17 protein-coding genes are annotated in these 15399 nt (G+C 52.6%); 6 read left to right on the top strand and 11 right to left on the bottom strand.

Translation table 11 applies throughout. The annotated features are described in order from the left end of the window. Window positions 1-7: 7 nt before the first annotated feature. From BMW97_RS03780 to BMW97_RS03765, 4 genes are all read right to left on the bottom strand, one after another. Window positions 8-391: a SecDF P1 head subdomain-containing protein gene (locus BMW97_RS03780; protein ID WP_045910405.1), complete on the bottom strand. Its 384-nt coding sequence runs from the start codon at window positions 389-391 to the stop codon at window positions 8-10. Between the two features lie 178 nt (window positions 392-569). Continuing rightward, complete coding sequence (locus tag BMW97_RS03775) at window positions 570-971, bottom strand: hypothetical protein (protein ID WP_045910618.1); 402 nt, start codon at window positions 969-971, stop codon at window positions 570-572. 236 nt (window positions 972-1207) lie between these two features. Continuing rightward, a complete protein-coding gene (locus BMW97_RS03770; RefSeq protein ID WP_045910406.1) occupies window positions 1208-1687 on the bottom strand; it encodes a hypothetical protein in 480 nt (159 codons plus the stop codon). A gap of 229 nt (window positions 1688-1916) precedes the next feature. Further along, window positions 1917-2324 carry a cell envelope integrity TolA C-terminal domain-containing protein gene (locus tag BMW97_RS03765; RefSeq protein ID WP_090392546.1) on the bottom strand — a complete coding sequence of 136 codons (408 nt, stop codon included), beginning with the start codon at window positions 2322-2324 and terminating at the stop codon, window positions 1917-1919. A gap of 292 nt (window positions 2325-2616) precedes the next feature. Between BMW97_RS03765 and BMW97_RS03760 the strand changes: the two genes are divergently transcribed. Beyond that, window positions 2617-4338 carry a SulP family inorganic anion transporter gene (locus BMW97_RS03760; RefSeq protein WP_045910407.1) on the top strand — a complete coding sequence of 574 codons (1722 nt, stop codon included), beginning with the start codon at window positions 2617-2619 and terminating at the stop codon, window positions 4336-4338. Between the two features lie 134 nt (window positions 4339-4472). Here BMW97_RS03760 and BMW97_RS24280 read toward each other — a convergent pair whose 3' ends face one another. From BMW97_RS24280 to BMW97_RS03735, 5 genes are all read right to left on the bottom strand, one after another. Further along, window positions 4473-4697, bottom strand: coding sequence for a hypothetical protein (locus BMW97_RS24280; protein ID WP_045910408.1), 225 nt, complete (start codon window positions 4695-4697; stop codon window positions 4473-4475). Between the two features lie 248 nt (window positions 4698-4945). Continuing rightward, window positions 4946-5515: a hypothetical protein gene (locus BMW97_RS03750; RefSeq protein ID WP_045910409.1), complete on the bottom strand. Its 570-nt coding sequence runs from the start codon at window positions 5513-5515 to the stop codon at window positions 4946-4948. Window positions 5516-5671: 156 nt separating this feature from the next. Then, window positions 5672-6286: a Tat proofreading chaperone DmsD gene (dmsD, locus tag BMW97_RS03745; RefSeq protein WP_045910410.1), complete on the bottom strand. Its 615-nt coding sequence runs from the start codon at window positions 6284-6286 to the stop codon at window positions 5672-5674. A gap of 93 nt (window positions 6287-6379) precedes the next feature. After that, entirely contained in the window at window positions 6380-8818 is a 2439-nt protein-coding gene (ynfE, locus tag BMW97_RS03740; RefSeq protein ID WP_045910411.1) for a selenate/tellurate reductase subunit YnfE, read from the bottom strand. Window positions 8819-8949: 131 nt separating this feature from the next. Beyond that, window positions 8950-9219, bottom strand: coding sequence for a DUF1161 domain-containing protein (locus tag BMW97_RS03735; RefSeq protein WP_045910412.1), 270 nt, complete (start codon window positions 9217-9219; stop codon window positions 8950-8952). A 104-nt stretch (window positions 9220-9323) separates the two neighbouring features. Between BMW97_RS03735 and BMW97_RS03730 the strand changes: the two genes are divergently transcribed. Further along, window positions 9324-10034: a YnfC family lipoprotein gene (locus BMW97_RS03730; RefSeq protein ID WP_072052294.1), complete on the top strand. Its 711-nt coding sequence runs from the start codon at window positions 9324-9326 to the stop codon at window positions 10032-10034. Between the two features lie 143 nt (window positions 10035-10177). Here the strand turns inward: BMW97_RS03730 and speG are convergent, their stop codons facing one another. Together speG and BMW97_RS03720 are read right to left on the bottom strand one after the other, a co-directional pair. After that, the gene (speG, locus tag BMW97_RS03725; protein WP_048030664.1) at window positions 10178-10738 is read right to left on the bottom strand and encodes a spermidine N1-acetyltransferase; all 561 of its coding nucleotides are present in this window, start codon (window positions 10736-10738) and stop codon (window positions 10178-10180) included. Beyond that, window positions 10738-11076, bottom strand: coding sequence for a DUF1283 family protein (locus BMW97_RS03720; protein WP_023335541.1), 339 nt, complete (start codon window positions 11074-11076; stop codon window positions 10738-10740). Before BMW97_RS03720 ends, speG begins: the two co-directional genes overlap by 1 nt. A 152-nt stretch (window positions 11077-11228) precedes the next feature. Between BMW97_RS03720 and BMW97_RS03715 the strand changes: the two genes are divergently transcribed. From BMW97_RS03715 to BMW97_RS03700, 4 genes are all read left to right on the top strand, one after another. After that, entirely contained in the window at window positions 11229-11555 is a 327-nt protein-coding gene (locus tag BMW97_RS03715) for a YnfA family protein (protein WP_024909097.1), read from the top strand. 110 nt (window positions 11556-11665) lie between these two features. Next, window positions 11666-12880 carry a D-mannonate dehydratase ManD gene (manD, locus tag BMW97_RS03710; protein ID WP_023292552.1) on the top strand — a complete coding sequence of 405 codons (1215 nt, stop codon included), beginning with the start codon at window positions 11666-11668 and terminating at the stop codon, window positions 12878-12880. A gap of 14 nt (window positions 12881-12894) precedes the next feature. Next, on the top strand, window positions 12895-13914 hold the full coding sequence (locus BMW97_RS03705; protein WP_045910415.1) for a Zn-dependent oxidoreductase: 1020 nt from the start codon (window positions 12895-12897) through the stop codon (window positions 13912-13914). A 73-nt stretch (window positions 13915-13987) separates the two neighbouring features. Further along, window positions 13988-15355, top strand: a complete 1368-nt coding sequence (locus tag BMW97_RS03700) for an MFS transporter (protein WP_045910620.1) — start codon at window positions 13988-13990, stop codon at window positions 15353-15355. Window positions 15356-15399: the final 44 nt, after the last annotated feature.

The following is a 15399-nucleotide window of genomic DNA, read 5'->3' as shown; positions in this document are numbered from 1 at the left end:
TTTCTGGTTAATCACGAACACCATCATAATCATTAAGTATTTGCATTAACATTATTCTTGGTATGTCTTTTGTGGATATTCTGAAACTGGTACTCAGGCGCGAGGCAATCATAGCGGAAGTAATTTTATTATCATCGTAGGCAATGGTCATATGCTTTCCGATATTCTGTAGGGTCATGTCCGACAACCTTTTGCCACATTCATCGGAGAATCTAAAGACTAAATTCTCTGCTCCTGTCTCATCCTTCTCTACATAATCAATTGACTTTACACATCCAGAGTCAAACGAAGTTTTCTCATTACCGACCGAAAAAACAAAACTCCCTTTTGCTGCAGTCGATGTCAATGGCACAAGCACCACGAGTAACAACACCCCAAACTTGATTTGCATCTTCTTCTCCTTTTATGTGTTGACCTGATCCCCATAAATTAACATATCTCAACGTTATCAACGTCTGCTTTTGGCTTGCAACGGACCGCCTGAAGCGCCGCGAAATATGCTATGAGGGCCGGCTAAAAGTAACAAATGCGATGGCCGAAAAATAAGCTCATCAGCATGTATGGTGGATTTAACCAAAAACATGCATAGTTTCCAATTGCTCTTTTTTTATTGCATTACAAGAGGATAAAAAATTATCTTTAAAATCTGATGGGGGAGTTTTTAGTTGCTGCACTGCCGCTTTATTTACTTCTAACTCCCGTAATTGTGCGATTGTGCTTCTACGAATCGAGGAAAGAAAAAAGTCCCCTGCATTTTCTTTATGAATTTCCAAATAATTAGTTAGTATTTGAGAAGATACTTGAATTGCTTTTTCCTCAGAAAAACCCAAAGTAAAGCGAGAGTAGATAACATTGTATTGGTATAGACATGCTGCTTCAGCCATTTGTTTAGCTTGCTCCCTAGGGGAGGATTGATTTGCCCACGATTGGGAAGTGACGAGCAATATAAGCAGTAACAATTGTTTTTTCATGTGGAGAGTCCCTACCATTATGAATGCAATATTTAAAACTTTGAAGCCTGGCATTGACAACAACCGCTGACCTGCTCCCCGTTGACCAACTAAGACTCTTGTTCTCAATGTCTGCCCCTGGCACAAAACTGACATTGCAGAAATAGTAGGTCAGTTTGGATCGAGGAGCGGAAGTTTGCAATCGCTCTCATAGCGGGTGTCAGCGGCAATCATGTCAGCCCAGGAAATGTTGTCAGTTACTCTATCCAGGGGACAGGTTCACCAATATAGGTGTGTGTGCAGCAGCGGCAAGTTACTTTCACGTCCTTTCCCGAAATTGAAGGATTTACCTGTTGAAGAATTCCATTCTCATCAACAAACAGACCCGGATAAAAACTACTTTCACCAATGCAGACTAAATCTCTTCGCTGATGCTCATGTCGTGCGACTAACCAGAATACAGGCTCGGTAGTATCAAGACGCCCACATACTTCACTGAATATTTCATCCCATGGTTTGCCATTGTGTTTGATCAGGAAATAAAACAAGGGTGTGTAATCTCGGCCACGCTTCTGTCTGCCATGCATTGTCCCGCGCTTTGCCATTAGCTCATTTCCGACTTTTTTACCGTTGCGTTCCCAGCGATACTCAGCATCAGGATTATTAGATTGGTGTCGTGTAGTGGTGTTGACGCTGCGATACAGCTTACGGGACTTATTCTGTTGATGAGTACGCATAGTTCGATCTCGTGCATCCTTTCTTTTGTGGGGCGGTAGCGCCTGCCGGAGCTAGATTCATTAGTGTGTGGCTGTATTAAAAACAACCACGATTACAGACAGTCGCATTATGCTGAAATACCGTCCTACTGAAACTACCCAAAAATCCGCTCATGACATAAAGAGAACATGGCCTGAAGCAGCATGGCGGAGTTTAGCAAAGCGCACCATTCAAGACATAATCTTGAAGCTAACCGCGCATGTCGAAGCCGGATTTTTGAAAATCTTTATAAACTTCCGGATTGCTGAAGGCCGGGAAATTGGCTTTATGGGCGGCTGATTTTATCGCTTCGCAATAGGCGCTATTGCCGTTACTGGTTGAGATGCTTAAAGGTGTGCCATCCTGAGCAAATTCAATATGCAACCTGCATTGTTTCCCTTTCCAGTTTTGCGGCTCTTCAATTTCGGCGTTTATTGCCGCCCTGATTGCCCGCGCCTGCGCGCCCCATTCATCCCGATCGTCCCAGCGTCCTGAACCGCAATTACCCGTTGCCGTGGTCTTATGGCAGCCGGAAGGGTGTAGCGGGGCGCATCCCGCGGCCAGGTTCACCACTATAGCCACCACAGCGATTTTCTTTACTGCTTGAGACATTCCCATCTCTTACCCCGCAATCCATTTTAGCTTCAGTAATGTTTAAATATTCTTCCGTATTTCCTGGCCTCTTTTCAACTACCAATAACGGGTTACAACGTCGGTGACCTTGCTGCCGGTTCCACCTCCGACTAACCGTTCGTTTTTGAACTATGTTTAACACCAGTCAGAATAATAAAATGGTTAAGTATTTACAGGACCTGAGCGGCGGGGCCTCCCTCCGGAGCATTTGAAAGCCAGAACCTCACTTTAAAGTGTGGCAACATTTCGTGGGTAATATTCATGTCCGGAGAATAACGTGTTCGGAAAGCTATTGTTGAACTACATGCCAGGGCTACAAAATTTGTTGGCCTACGATAAAAGCTGGCTAAAACATGATGTTAAAGCGGGGTTATCCGTTGCGGCTGTCGCGCTCCCTGTTGCGATTGCTTACGCTGAGTTGGCGGGTGTGGGGGCAATTGTAGGGCTCTATTCCTGCGTTTTACCAATGATAGCTTACGCACTGTTTGGCTCTTCACGCCAGCTTATTGTGGGCCCTGATGCCACAACCTGTGCGGTGATTGCGGCCGTCGTATTTCCGCTTTCTGCCGGGAATCCCGAACTGCACTGGCAGCTGACGATCATCATGACATTGATGATGGGCGGGTGGTGCCTCCTTGCCAGTAAATTTCGCCTGGGCGCGCTTGCCGATCTGCTTTCTCATCCCATTCTTACCGGTTTACTTAATGGCGTAGCCGTGACGATTATCGTCGGGCAATTAGGCAAGGTATTGGGGATCAAGCTTGATGAGGCGCAGGTTATTGAAAAAATAATCGCCTTGCCAGGTCGACTTTCAGATAGCCATTTATTAACCGTAGGAATATCCCTTTTTACGTTAATTATTTTAATGGTGATCAAAACGTATCGCAGCCAGTGGCCAGCACCTTTAATCGCCATTGTAATAACAACGGCACTGGTATGGGTGACCTCTGCGCAACAGTACGGTATTGCCACGATAGGGGGAGATGGCTTCCAGCCTGGTTTACCGGTTGTTCACTGGGGGGCGTTCCAGCCGGGCCCGATGCGTGATTTGGTGATCCCGGCGCTGAACCTGGCGTTGGTCAGTTTTGTCAGTCTGATGCTGACCGCCCGCAGTTTCGCCGCAAAAAATGGCTATGAAATTAATGCTGATGCAGAGTTCCGGGCTCTGGGTATTGCGAACATTATGTCGGGGTTATCTCAGGGGTTTGCTATCAGTGGCGCCGATTCCCGGACCGCGGTGAATGATTCGGTTGGGGGGAAAAGCCAGCTGGTTTCCGTGGTCGCCGCCTTGATCATCGGTATTGTCGTGGTGTTTTTCACTCAGCCATTACAATACATTCCGGTATCTGCGTTAGGTATTGTTCTAATGTATGCATCGTGGTCATTAATCGATTTACGTGGGTTATGGAACCTGAGGCGCAGAAATAAACAGGCATTTCGCCTGGCCTTCTTCACGTTTGGCTGTGTTTTAATTATCGGCGTTATCCAGGGGATTGGCCTTGCGGTATTGCTTGGGTTGTTACAATTCCTTCGTACGGTGTTTCGTCCCTCTGAGCACCTGCTGGGCACTGACGAAGAGGGAATGATTCACTCGTTAGGGAATACCACCGATATTAAAATGGTCCCGGGCGTGCTGATGTATCGATTTAACTCACCGTTGACCTATTTTAATGTGGCTTATTTTAAACGTCGGGTATTGAACCTGGTTGATGGGGCAGCCATACAACCTAAATGGGTGGTCATTGATGCCGTTGCCTGCTTCACCTATTCAGACATCAGCGTCCTGGCAACCATTAATGAGTTAAAGCGTGACCTGAAAGGCCGACAGATTAAATTAATCCTTGCGGGCAGGAAAACGGAATTAACACGCTGGTTTAAAGACAGTCGGCCAACAATGAATGATGATGACATGATTCTGGCGCCAGACCTCTACCTGGCACTTCGGTTCATTCAAAGTAAAGAGAGTGCGAGTGAGGGGGAATCAGTCAGTGATACATAACCAAATACTGGTTAAAGGCTTGTAACGCATGCTACTGGCAGGCAGGGAACCCTCACACTTTCTACCACCGAGGCGCAACTACAGTTGGCCTGGACAGTGAGGTGTTCCTAGCCTGTCTTACCTTCTTCTGCCATCTATCTCAGTAAAAACTGAATCAGCTGAACAAAGATATACACTGCCGCCGCCACTCGTATTGCCTGCCAACCCCATCTGAGATAGCGCCATTCATAGCGTTCTCTGGCATTAGCCTCTGCTATAGCGGAGTCATAACGCTTTTTTTTCTTTCTCCTGACTACGTCTATTACCCACAGGATGAGAATAAAGATAATGATAGTTTTCAGAAATATGGGATTATCCACTAAAAATGACTCCGGCTTGCTCGCTGAAAAAGCAGAATAGATGAACAGTCGTCACGTATCCACCACTAAATGTGGGGGTATGAATGAAATTTACCCTGATTCGATTTTGAGATGACCCTGCCCATAGCCGGTTTCTCCGCTGTGAATGCGCAATCTGTGGTGCGACGTATCAGGCTGACGGCTATAAGCAAGGAGCGGACCTTGAGTACCATTCATTTTTGCCGGAACAAAAATAGATAGGGACGTGCCTACAAATAAATAAACTCATAATTCACAATGTAACTTCCAATATTATTCACACGAGCCGTTACCCACACCCCAGTCATTCCCTGCTTACGGTGGCTGTGCAGATATTCTTTGTTTGTACAAAGCTGTATCCATCTGTTGGTGTTCTGATCTTTTAACCAGAGACCCGCTTCACAATGGCCATACTTACCTCTCGAAGGCCCCGGAAAGACAACCTCATATTCAGATTCATAGCCAATTATTTTGTCCGGGAAGAGATAGACATAAATATCATAGCAATTTAAGCTCAATACAAACCCAAGGCAAAAGCCGCTAAAAAAAGCACTGGCAATATATTCTAATGTTTTGTTAAAAGTGCGCAGGTAAAAAGCGCGCATAACAAAAATTGTTCCAATCAAAACGCCAAGTGAAATATATGTCATCCATTCAGGAACGGATTTTTTTAATATAGTATTATGGGAGATGCCAGATGCCCATGACATATACCAGAGCCATCCACCTAAAACGCTGAATATCACGGCTGTAACAAGTAATTTCTTGCGTTTATCTTCGAAAGAATAATTTTTAGTCATGGTTTTGTTTTGTATGTATCAAACGAAAGTGTTGACCTTACCAGGAAAAGCTATTTTATATTATTAAATTCAATATGCCTCCTGTTTCGAGTTAAATTTTTTAAGCTTCCTCTTTTGACCGTAGCTTGCTCGCTATCCGCGAGCAAGCCACACCCCTTAGCGATACAGCGTTTTTTCCGCAACCGGAATAAGCAGCCCGGATCGCCAGTCTGCGAGCGTCAGCTGCGCAAGCTTACCCAGCGCGGTATAAAACGGATGCCCGGCGTTGTCGACAAACACGGACAGGAAGCGGGTGCTCCACGGCAGCAAGTGCCACGCCAGAAGTTGAGCGTACTCCGCATCGCGGCCATTCTCGGCCAGCCATGCCGCCAGCAGCAGCAACGTCCCGAAGTGATCTTCCGGTTCATTCTGCTGCATTTCAAATGCGATAGCTTTCTCCCGCATCCACTGGCGCAGCGCGAGGGTCGAGTCGCCGAACAGTACGGATTCGCGGTCAAGCCAGACGGAGCCCCACGGTGGCGCGGGTAGGGCGTAAGGGCCAACAAACAGCCGTTGCCAGGCGTCCTTCAGCGGCTCATCGGCAGACGCGGCAAAGGTGTCAGCTACAGGCTGCAGCGTTTCCGGGGGCAGGGGCCAGTCCTGAATCCAATCCCCTGCGGTGAGGGCCTGCACCAGCGGCGCGGCCTGCTCGCTGTCTGGCGCGAAATAAAACAGCGCGCCCAGCACCCGGGCGCTGAATGCGAACGATTCACGATGTGAGACATCTTTCATTACATCTTCCTTGTTCGCGCGGAGGGTGTCCGCGCGACTGTGTTAACCGATAATACAAACCATAGAATAAACCACGACCACGCCATTCACCCGCTACACCTTCTCGATCTGCACCAGATTGGTGTGTTGCGGGTTGCCTTTTGCCAGTGGTGAAGGGCGGTGCGTGGTCAGGGTGTTGATGCATGAGCCGTGGTCGATGCGATCGCCACTCATATTGGCGTCGTGCCAGGCACCCTGGCCCATAGCGCTCACGCCGGGCATGATGCGCGGCGTCACTTTTGCTTCAATTCGCACCTCGCCGCGTTCGTTAAAGACGCGCACCGTATCGCCGTTCTTAATGCCGCGTTTTTCGGCATCGACAGGATTAAGCCAGACCTCCTGGCGACAGGCGGCTTTCAGCACGTCTACATTACCGTAGCTCGAGTGGGTACGGGCCTTAAAGTGGAAACCAAACAGCTGCAGCGGGAACTGCGCGCGCTCGGGCGCATCCCAGCCGTCGAAGGTTGATGCGTAGACGGGCAGCGGACTGATGGTCTCATCTTTTTCCAGCTCCCAGGTGGCCGCAATCTCCGCCAGCTTGCTGGAGTATATTTCAATCTTACCCGATGGCGTTTTCAGCGGGTTGGCTTCCGGGTTTTCGCGGAATTTTTTATAGGCCACAAAATGGCCGTTCGGATCTTTACGCTTGTAAATACCCATTTTTTTTAGCTCGTCATAGGACGGCAGATGAGGGTCTTTTTCGAGCATTTTTGCATACAGATACTGCAGCCACTGTTCCTGCGTCCGTCCTTCGGTGAATTTCTGATGGATATCCGGCCCGAGGCGTTTCGCCACTTCGCTCATGATCCAATAGATGGGCTTGCGTTCAAATTTCGGCGCGGTCACGGGTTGAAGGAATATCAGGTAGCCCATGTTACCCGCATAATCGTTAGGAATGATGTCTTCCTGTTCGACGGTCATCAGGTCTGGCAACACGATATCGGCATACTTCGCTGACGACGTCATGAAGTTATCGATGACCACAATCATCTCGCACTTGCTTTCATCCTGCAGGATATCGTGGGTTTTATTGATATCGGAGTGCTGGTTGATGAGGGTATTGCCCGCGTAGTTCCAGATGAACTTAATCGGCACGTCCAGCTTATCCTTGCCGCGCACGCCGTCGCGCAGGGCGGTCATCTCCGGACCGCGGGTGATAGCGTCCGTCCAGCTGAAGCAGGAAATTTGCGTTTTGACCGGGTTATCCGGCAGCGGCATACGTTCGATGGTGATGGTGTAGGTGGACTCACGCGCGCCGCTGTTCCCGCCGTTGATCCCCACGTTTCCGGTGAGGATCGGCAGCATCGCGATGGCGCGGGACGTCAGCTCGCCGTTTGCCTGGCGCTGTGGTCCCCAGCCCTGACTGATGTAGGCCGGTTTCACGGAGCCGATTTCGCGGGCAAGCTTAACGATGCGATCCGCCGGAATGCCGGTGATGCGTGAGGCCCACTCCGGCGTTTTCGCCGTGTGGTCATCACCCTGGCCGAGAATATACGCTTTGTAGTGAGCGTTAGCGGGCGCGCCTTCCGGCAGCGTTTTTTCGTCATAGCCGACGCAGTATTTGTCGAGGAACGGCTGGTCGACCAGGTTTTCGTCGATTAACACCCAGGCAATACCCGCTACCAGCGCGGCATCGGTACCCGGACGGATCGGGATCCACTCATCTTCACGTCCGGCTGCCGTGTCGGTGTAGCGCGGGTCGATAACAATCATGCGCGCGTTAGACCGCTCGCGGGCCTGTTCCAGATAGTACGTAATCCCGCCGCCGCTCATGCGCGTTTCCGCCGGGTTATTGCCGAACATGACCACCAGTTTGGTGTTTTCGATGTCCGAGGTGCTGTTGCCGTCGTTGCTGCCGTAGGTGTAGGGCATCGCGCAGGCAATTTGCGCCGTGCTGTAGGTACCGTAGTGGCTCAGGAAACCGCCGTAGCAGTTCATCAGACGCGCCACCAGCGAAGCGTAAGGGGAGGAGCGGGTGATATTGCCCCCGACAATCCCGGAGGAGTAGTTGATATACACCGCTTCGTTGCCGTAGTCGGCCACCACGTCTTTCAGGCTGGCGGCGATCGTGTCGAGCGCTTCATCCCAGGTGATGCGTTCGAACTTACCTTCGCCGCGTTTGCCCACGCGCTTCATCGGGTAGTTCAGACGGTCAGGGTGATTGATGCGACGGCGAATTGAACGTCCGCGCAGGCAGGCGCGCACCTGGTGATCGCCATACACATCCTCACCAGTGTTGTCCGTTTCGACCCAGTACACTTCGTTGTCACGCACGTGCAGACGCAGCGCACAGCGGCTGCCGCAGTTGACCGAGCAGGCGCCCCACACCACGGTATCTTCAGGCGGCTGGACGGCGTGCTTCACCGCCGCGGCGGCGCTTTTTAAACCAAAAGGCAGCGAGATCCCACCAGCGGCAAGCGCCAGAGAACCTATCGCCGTAGATTTCACGAGAGTTCGACGGCTAATTCCGCCGTGATGTTCAATATCGGACATGGCTCACCCCATCATTATAATTGCGTATTATTTTTCCCGAAATGATATCCGGGCTAATGATGGGGTGAGTGTTACTTATTTGGGGGTATTAAATCTTAATCCTCATCAAATCAAAGGGGATTGAGGGTCAATTACTGAGCTTCAGCTGCCGCACCACTGCCTGTGCGGGTGTATAAAATTTTGAAGGTGTCGTTGGCGCAGTGGCCCACCACCTGCGTGCCCGCCTGGTCGGCCTGGTCGTTCGGCACAATGCTCAGCGTAAACCCTGATTCAGGCACGCCGTTGTTGATAATCTTCTGCTGAATGTCGCTTTTCACGCGCTCGCAGGAATCCGGTGCCGCCAGCGCGGCTGTTGAGGCACTCATTAACACTAGGGCGGTAATCCAGGGTAACCGTTTCATCTGTAGCTCCTTTTCTCTGTGTAGAGATTAATTTTAGCAGGCTTCGTGTAAACAACTGTATTTGCTAATATGATTGGGAATAATCTCCCTGTACGGTAATAAATGTGAAGAAATACGCAGCGATAACGCTACTGGCAGCAACACTGATGGGGTGCGACAACAGCTCCGCGCCGCTGTCGTTTACGCCCGAGATGGCGAGTTTTTCAAACGAGTTTGATTTTGATCCGCTGCGCGGGCCGGTCAAAGACTTTACCCAGACGCTGTTCAACGAGAAGGGCGAAGTGTCCAAACGGGTCACCGGCACCGTCTCGACGGAAGGGTGTTTCGATACGCTGGAGCTGCACGACCTGGAGGCCAACACCGGCGTGGCGCTGGTGCTGGATGCCAATTACTATCTCGACGCAGAAACCCAGCAGCGCAAAGTGAAGCTGCAGGGGAAATGCCAGCTGGCCGAACTGCCGTCAGCCGGGGTGACGTGGGATACCGACGACAACGGTTTTGTGGTGGCGGCGCACGGCAAAGAGATGGAAGTGAAGTATCGCTACGACGCGGATGGCTACCCGCTGGGCAAAACCACCGTCTCCGGGGATCAGCATCTGTCCGTCCAGTCGACGCCGTCTAAAGATCTTCGCAAAAGAATGGATTACTCGGCAGTGAGCATGTTGAATGATAAGCCGCTGGGCAACGTGAAGCAGAGCTGCGATTACGACCGCCACAATAACCCGGTGAGCTGCGATCTGACGATCACGGACGACAGCGTCAAACCTGCCGTTGAGCGCAAGTACACCATCAAGAACACGATTGAATATTACTGAGAGTAACGTGCATTTTGTACGTTTCGCCCGGCGGCGCTACGCTTGCACGGGCCTACAATGAAGCACACTGTAGGCCGGGTAAGCACAGCGCCACCCGGCAAGAAAGACAGCGCAATGGTTCATGACAAGGTTTGTCATCAATCTCACTGCGCGGTAGGTTTCAGCAGGCTGGCGCCTGACGGTTTGTGTCCGGCCAGGTGCTGATGCTGGAAAATGCACATGCGGATGGTGTTGCGGTATTCACCGTTAATAAAGAACTCGTGAATCAGCTCGCCTTCCACCATGAAGCCCAGCTTGCGGTAGATATGGATCGCTTTCTCGTTCTCTTTGTCCACAATCAGGTAAAGCTTGTAGAGATTCAGAACGTTGAATCCGTAATCCATTGCCAGCTTAGCCGCCCGTGACGCAAGGCCTTTTCCCTGATGCTCAGGGGAGATGATGATCTGAAACTCCGCCCGGCGGTGAACGTGGTTGATCTCAACCAGCTCCACAAGACCCGCTTTTTCACCTTCACACTCCACCACAAAACGACGTTCACTCTGATCGTGAATGTGCTTATCGTAGAGATCGGACAGCTCGACAAACGCCTCGTAAGGCTCTTCGAACCAGTAGCGCATCACGCTGGCATTGTTGTCGAGCTGGTGGACAAAGCGCAGGTCCTCACGCTCCAGCGGACGGAGTTTAACGTCGCAGGACACCGACATTATGGGGCTACCGTGCGGCCAGTGCGGCGATCCAGGCAGCGCAGGGTGTTAGGCTCCCAGTAGGCATTGACGTTTGCACTTTGCTGACACTTATCGCGCGCGTCAAAAGCGACATCTTCTTTGTCCCACTCTTTTTCAGCACGTTTGTTGACCTTCTGACGAAGGTTACGGGTGTCATTCCATTGTTCTTTGTCCATGGCGGCGTTCTGACGGCTTTGCGCGCTGTCACCAGACTCAATAATGAGCTTGCTGGTTTCCGCTGTCGCAGAGGCGGCAAAGGCGAACGATGACAGCGCCAGCAGGGCTGTCAGACAAAGGCGTTTGCTTAATGTGGTCATAGCGTTTCCTTTTAAATGGGTGCAGATAATCAAGTTACCCCGTACAGATTCTACACTAAAGCGAAATGACGGCATACCCGCGGAGCAAGTATGGAAAAGTAAAGGGCATCATCAGGTATGATGGTTAAATAAATCCTCACCTGACGTGAAAAATGCTTAAAACGACGCTGCTTTTTTTTGCCACCGCGCTATGCGAAATCATCGGTTGCTTCCTGCCCTGGCTCTGGCTGAAGAAGGGAGGAACCGTACTGTTGCTTATCCCGGCAAGCGTCGCGCTGGCCCTGTTTGTCTGGCTGTTAACGCTGCATCCGGCGGCCAGTGGGCGCGTTTACGCGGCTTACGGTGGCGTGTATGTCTGCACGGCGCTGCTGTGGTTACGCGTGGTGGACGGCATCAAACTCAGCGCATACGACTGGGCCGGGGCGCTGATTGCCCTGTGCGGTATGCTGATTATTGTGGCGGGATGGGGGCGCGCGTGAGCCCCGGGTTTTGTGATCGTTAGCTGATTTTATGATCATTATACTTGTATGGTAGTAGGGTTGATGGGTAAATTTCCAGCATCACAACGAACGATGTAAGGAAAGGAATTATGAAGATTGTCGCGGCTGACGTGTTTGTTACCTGCCCGGGGCGGAACTTTGTCACCCTTAAAATCACCACCGATGAGGGGATTGTCGGTCTCGGTGACGCTACGCTAAACGGACGCGAGCTCTCCGTGGCCTCTTACCTGAAGGATCACCTTTGCCCCCAGCTGATTGGCCGCGATGCGCACCGCATCGAAGACATCTGGCAGTTCTTTTATAAAGGCGCCTACTGGCGTCGCGGTCCGGTTACCATGTCGGCCATCTCCGCCGTGGATATGGCACTGTGGGATATCAAAGCCAAAGCGGCCAACATGCCGCTCTACCAGTTGCTGGGCGGCGCCTCCCGGGAAGGGGTGATGGTCTACTGCCATACTACCGGCCACACCATTGACGACGTGCTGGAAGATTACGCCCGTCATAAAGAGATGGGCTTCAAGGCGATCCGCGTACAGTGCGGCGTGCCGGGCATGAAAACCACCTACGGCATGGCCAAAGGAAAGGGCCTGGCCTATGAGCCTGCGACCAAAGGCGACTGGCCGGAAGAGCAGCTCTGGTCTACCGAAAAATACCTCGATTTCACGCCGAAGCTGTTCGACGCGGTGCGCAGTAAATTCGGCTTCAATGAGCACCTCCTGCACGACATGCACCACCGCCTGACGCCAATTGAAGCGGCGCGCTTCGGCAAGAGCATCGAAGCATTCCGCATGTTCTGGATGGAGGATCCAACGCCTGCGGAAAACCAGGCCTGCTTCCGCCTGATCCGCCAGCACACCGTCACCCCCATTGCGGTAGGCGAAGTGTTTAACAGCATCTGGGACTGCAAGCAGCTTATCGAAGAGCAGCTTATCGACTATATCCGCACCACCATTACCCACGCGGGCGGCATTACCGGGATGCGTCGCATCGCTGATTTTGCCTCGCTCTATCAGGTGCGTACCGGTTCACACGGTCCGTCGGATCTGTCGCCCGTTTGTCATGCCGCCGCGCTGCATTTCGACCTGTGGGTGCCGAACTTTGGCGTGCAGGAATACATGGGCTACTCCGAACAGATGCTGGAAGTCTTCCCGCACAGCTGGCGCTTTGATAACGGCTATATGCATCCGGGCGATAAGCCGGGGCTGGGCATTGAGTTTGATGAAAAGCTGGCGGCGAAATACCCCTACGATCCGGCCTATCTGCCGGTGGCCCGCCTTGAAGACGGCACGCTGTGGAACTGGTAAGCGAGGAGCGAACGATGAAAAGCGTAGTGATTCAGCAGCCAAACCAACTGGTGATTGAAGAGCGGCCACACCCGGAACCAGGCGCAGGCGAAGTCCGCGTGAAAATCACGCTGGCAGGTATCTGCGGGTCGGACAGCCACATCTATCGCGGGCATAACCCGTTTGCGAAATACCCACGCACGATCGGCCACGAGTTCTTTGGCGTGATTGACGCCACAGGCGAAGGGGTTGACGCTGCCCGCCTGGGCCAGCGCGTCGCGGTTGACCCGGTGATCAGTTGCGGACAATGCTACCCGTGCTCCGTGGGAAAACCGAACGTCTGCACCTCGCTGGTCGTGCTGGGGGTGCACCGTGATGGCGGCTTCAGTGAATATGCGGCAGTGCCTGCTCAAAATGCCTGGGCCATTCCGGATGACATTCCCGATCGACACGCCGTCATGGTTGAGCCCTTTACCATCGCCGCCAACGTAACGGGGCAGGTGAAACCGACGGAACAGGACGTCGCGCTGATTTACGGCGCTGGCCCGATGGGACTGGTCACCGTGCAGGCGCTGAAAGGCGTCTATAAGGTGAAGCAGGTTATCATGGTTGACCGCATAGACGAGCGCCTGGCGATGGCGCGGCGCAGCGGCGCGGATTGGGTCTTTAATAACGGCGAGCAGTCGCTGCAGGCCGCGCTGGAGGAAAAAGGCATCAAACCGACGTTAATCATTGATGCCGCCTGCCATCCATCTATTTTGCAGGAAGCGATAACCCTGGCCTCGCCAGCGGCGCGCATCGTGCTGATGGGCTTTTCCAGCGAGCCGAGCCAGATTGTTCAGCAGGGCATTACCGGCAAAGAGTTGGCGATCTTCTCCTCGCGCCTGAATGCCAACAAATTCCCGGTCGTCATCGACTGGCTGAAGAGGGGGCTGATCGATCCGGAAAAACTGATCACCCATACTTTTGACTATCACTACGTAACAGACGCCATCGAACTGTTTGAGAAAGATCAGCGGCAGTGCTGCAAAGTCTTACTCACGTTCGGCCAATAATCATTTACGCGATTAAGAGCCTGCGCAGACAGGCTCTATGTGGTTCGCATTTTACCTTTCAGAGATAGCCATCATGACACAAGTACAACCGCAACGATCCACCGCCGATCTGGTGAAAGCCGCCGTTTCCGGCTGGCTTGGCACCGCTCTGGAGTTCATGGATTTTCAGCTTTACTCGCTGGGGGCCGCCCTGGTCTTCCATGAGATCTTCTTCCCCGAACAGTCTGCCGCGATGGCGCTGATCCTGGCGATGGGGACCTACGGCGCAGGCTATATTGCGCGCATCGTCGGGGCCTTTATCTTCGGCAGAATGGGCGACAGCATTGGCCGTAAGAAGGTGCTGTTTATCACCATCACTATGATGGGGATCTGCACCACGCTGATTGGCGTCCTGCCGACCTACGCGCAGATCGGGATTTTTGCCCCGGTTCTGCTGGTGACGCTGCGCATCATTCAGGGCCTGGGCGCCGGGGCTGAGATCTCCGGGGCGGGGACCATGCTGGCGGAGTACGCGCCGAAAGGAAAACGCGGCATCATCTCCTCGCTGGTGGCGATGGGCACTAACTGCGGGACGCTGAGCGCCACGGCGATCTGGGCCATCATGTTCTTTGCCCTTGACCGTGAACAGCTGCTCGCCTGGGGCTGGCGCGTGCCGTTCCTCGCCAGCGTCGTGGTGATGATCTTTGCCATCTGGCTGCGTATGAATCTCAAGGAGAGCCCGGTCTTTGAGAAAGTGAACGATGCACAAACTGTGCAACCGGACACGTCGCTCGGTTCCATGGTGAAAAGCAAATCCTTCTGGCTGGCGACTGGCCTGCGTTTCGGCCAGGCGGGCAACTCGGGGCTGATCCAGACCTTCCTCGCGGGCTATCTGGTCCAGACGCTGCTGTTCGATAAGGCCATCCCTACCGATGCGCTGATGATCAGCTCCATTCTGGGGTTTATCTCCATCCCGCTGCTGGGCTGGCTTTCCGATAAAGTGGGGCGCCGTCTGCCGTACATTATTCTCAATATCTCCGCCATTCTGCTCGCGTACCCAATGCTGTCGATCATCGTCGATAAGAGCTATGCGCCGGGGACGATCATGCTCTCTATCATCGTTATCCATAACTTCGCCGTTCTGGGGCTGTTCGCGCTGGAAAATATCACCATGGCGGAGATGTTTGGCTCGCGAAACCGCTTTACGCGTATGGCCATCTCCAAAGAGGCGGGTGGTCTGGTGGCGGTGGGTTTTGGTCCGGTGCTGGCAGGGATCTTCTGCAATATGACCGGCTCCTGGTGGCCGATTGTTGCCATGCTGGTGGCCTATTCCGTGATTGGACTGGTCTCGGCGATCCTGATGCCGGAAGTGCGCGACCGTGATTTGAGCGCGGCGCATGACGCAGCTGAGTCTGCGCCAAAAGAGACGGTCGGTTACGGCGCTGTCTCCTCGCGACGCTAGTGGTTTATAGCTTGCGTGACTTGTCACACAACTTTGTTTTTATG

Origin of the sequence: Enterobacter sp. NFIX58 (assembly GCF_900110475.1) — a bacterium.
In the GTDB taxonomy this organism is placed as follows: Bacteria; Pseudomonadota; Gammaproteobacteria; order Enterobacterales; family Enterobacteriaceae; genus Enterobacter; species Enterobacter quasiroggenkampii.
Note: the sequence above shows the minus strand (reverse complement) of the source record. Positions and strands in the feature narration are given on the sequence as shown.

Bases quoted from the DNA above. Each gene is read 5' to 3' on its own strand.
- BMW97_RS03780 (WP_045910405.1), bottom strand. From the start codon at position 391: ATGCAAATCAAGTTTGGGGTGTTGTTACTCGTGGTGCTTGTGCCATTG.
- BMW97_RS03775 (WP_045910618.1), bottom strand. From the start codon at position 971: ATGAAAAAACAATTGTTACTGCTTATATTGCTCGTCACTTCCCAATCG.
- BMW97_RS03770 (WP_045910406.1), bottom strand. From the start codon at position 1,687: ATGCGTACTCATCAACAGAATAAGTCCCGTAAGCTGTATCGCAGCGTC.
- BMW97_RS03765 (WP_090392546.1), bottom strand. From the start codon at position 2,324: ATGGGAATGTCTCAAGCAGTAAAGAAAATCGCTGTGGTGGCTATAGTG.
- BMW97_RS03750 (WP_045910409.1), bottom strand. From the start codon at position 5,515: ATGACTAAAAATTATTCTTTCGAAGATAAACGCAAGAAATTACTTGTT.
- dmsD (WP_045910410.1), bottom strand. From the start codon at position 6,286: ATGAAAGATGTCTCACATCGTGAATCGTTCGCATTCAGCGCCCGGGTG.
- ynfE (WP_045910411.1), bottom strand. From the start codon at position 8,818: ATGTCCGATATTGAACATCACGGCGGAATTAGCCGTCGAACTCTCGTG.
- BMW97_RS03735 (WP_045910412.1), bottom strand. From the start codon at position 9,219: ATGAAACGGTTACCCTGGATTACCGCCCTAGTGTTAATGAGTGCCTCA.
- speG (WP_048030664.1), bottom strand. From the start codon at position 10,738: ATGTCGGTGTCCTGCGACGTTAAACTCCGTCCGCTGGAGCGTGAGGAC.
- BMW97_RS03720 (WP_023335541.1), bottom strand. From the start codon at position 11,076: ATGACCACATTAAGCAAACGCCTTTGTCTGACAGCCCTGCTGGCGCTG.
- BMW97_RS03715 (WP_024909097.1), top strand. From the start codon at position 11,229: ATGCTTAAAACGACGCTGCTTTTTTTTGCCACCGCGCTATGCGAAATC.
- manD (WP_023292552.1), top strand. From the start codon at position 11,666: ATGAAGATTGTCGCGGCTGACGTGTTTGTTACCTGCCCGGGGCGGAAC.
- BMW97_RS03705 (WP_045910415.1), top strand. From the start codon at position 12,895: ATGAAAAGCGTAGTGATTCAGCAGCCAAACCAACTGGTGATTGAAGAG.
- BMW97_RS03700 (WP_045910620.1), top strand. From the start codon at position 13,988: ATGACACAAGTACAACCGCAACGATCCACCGCCGATCTGGTGAAAGCC.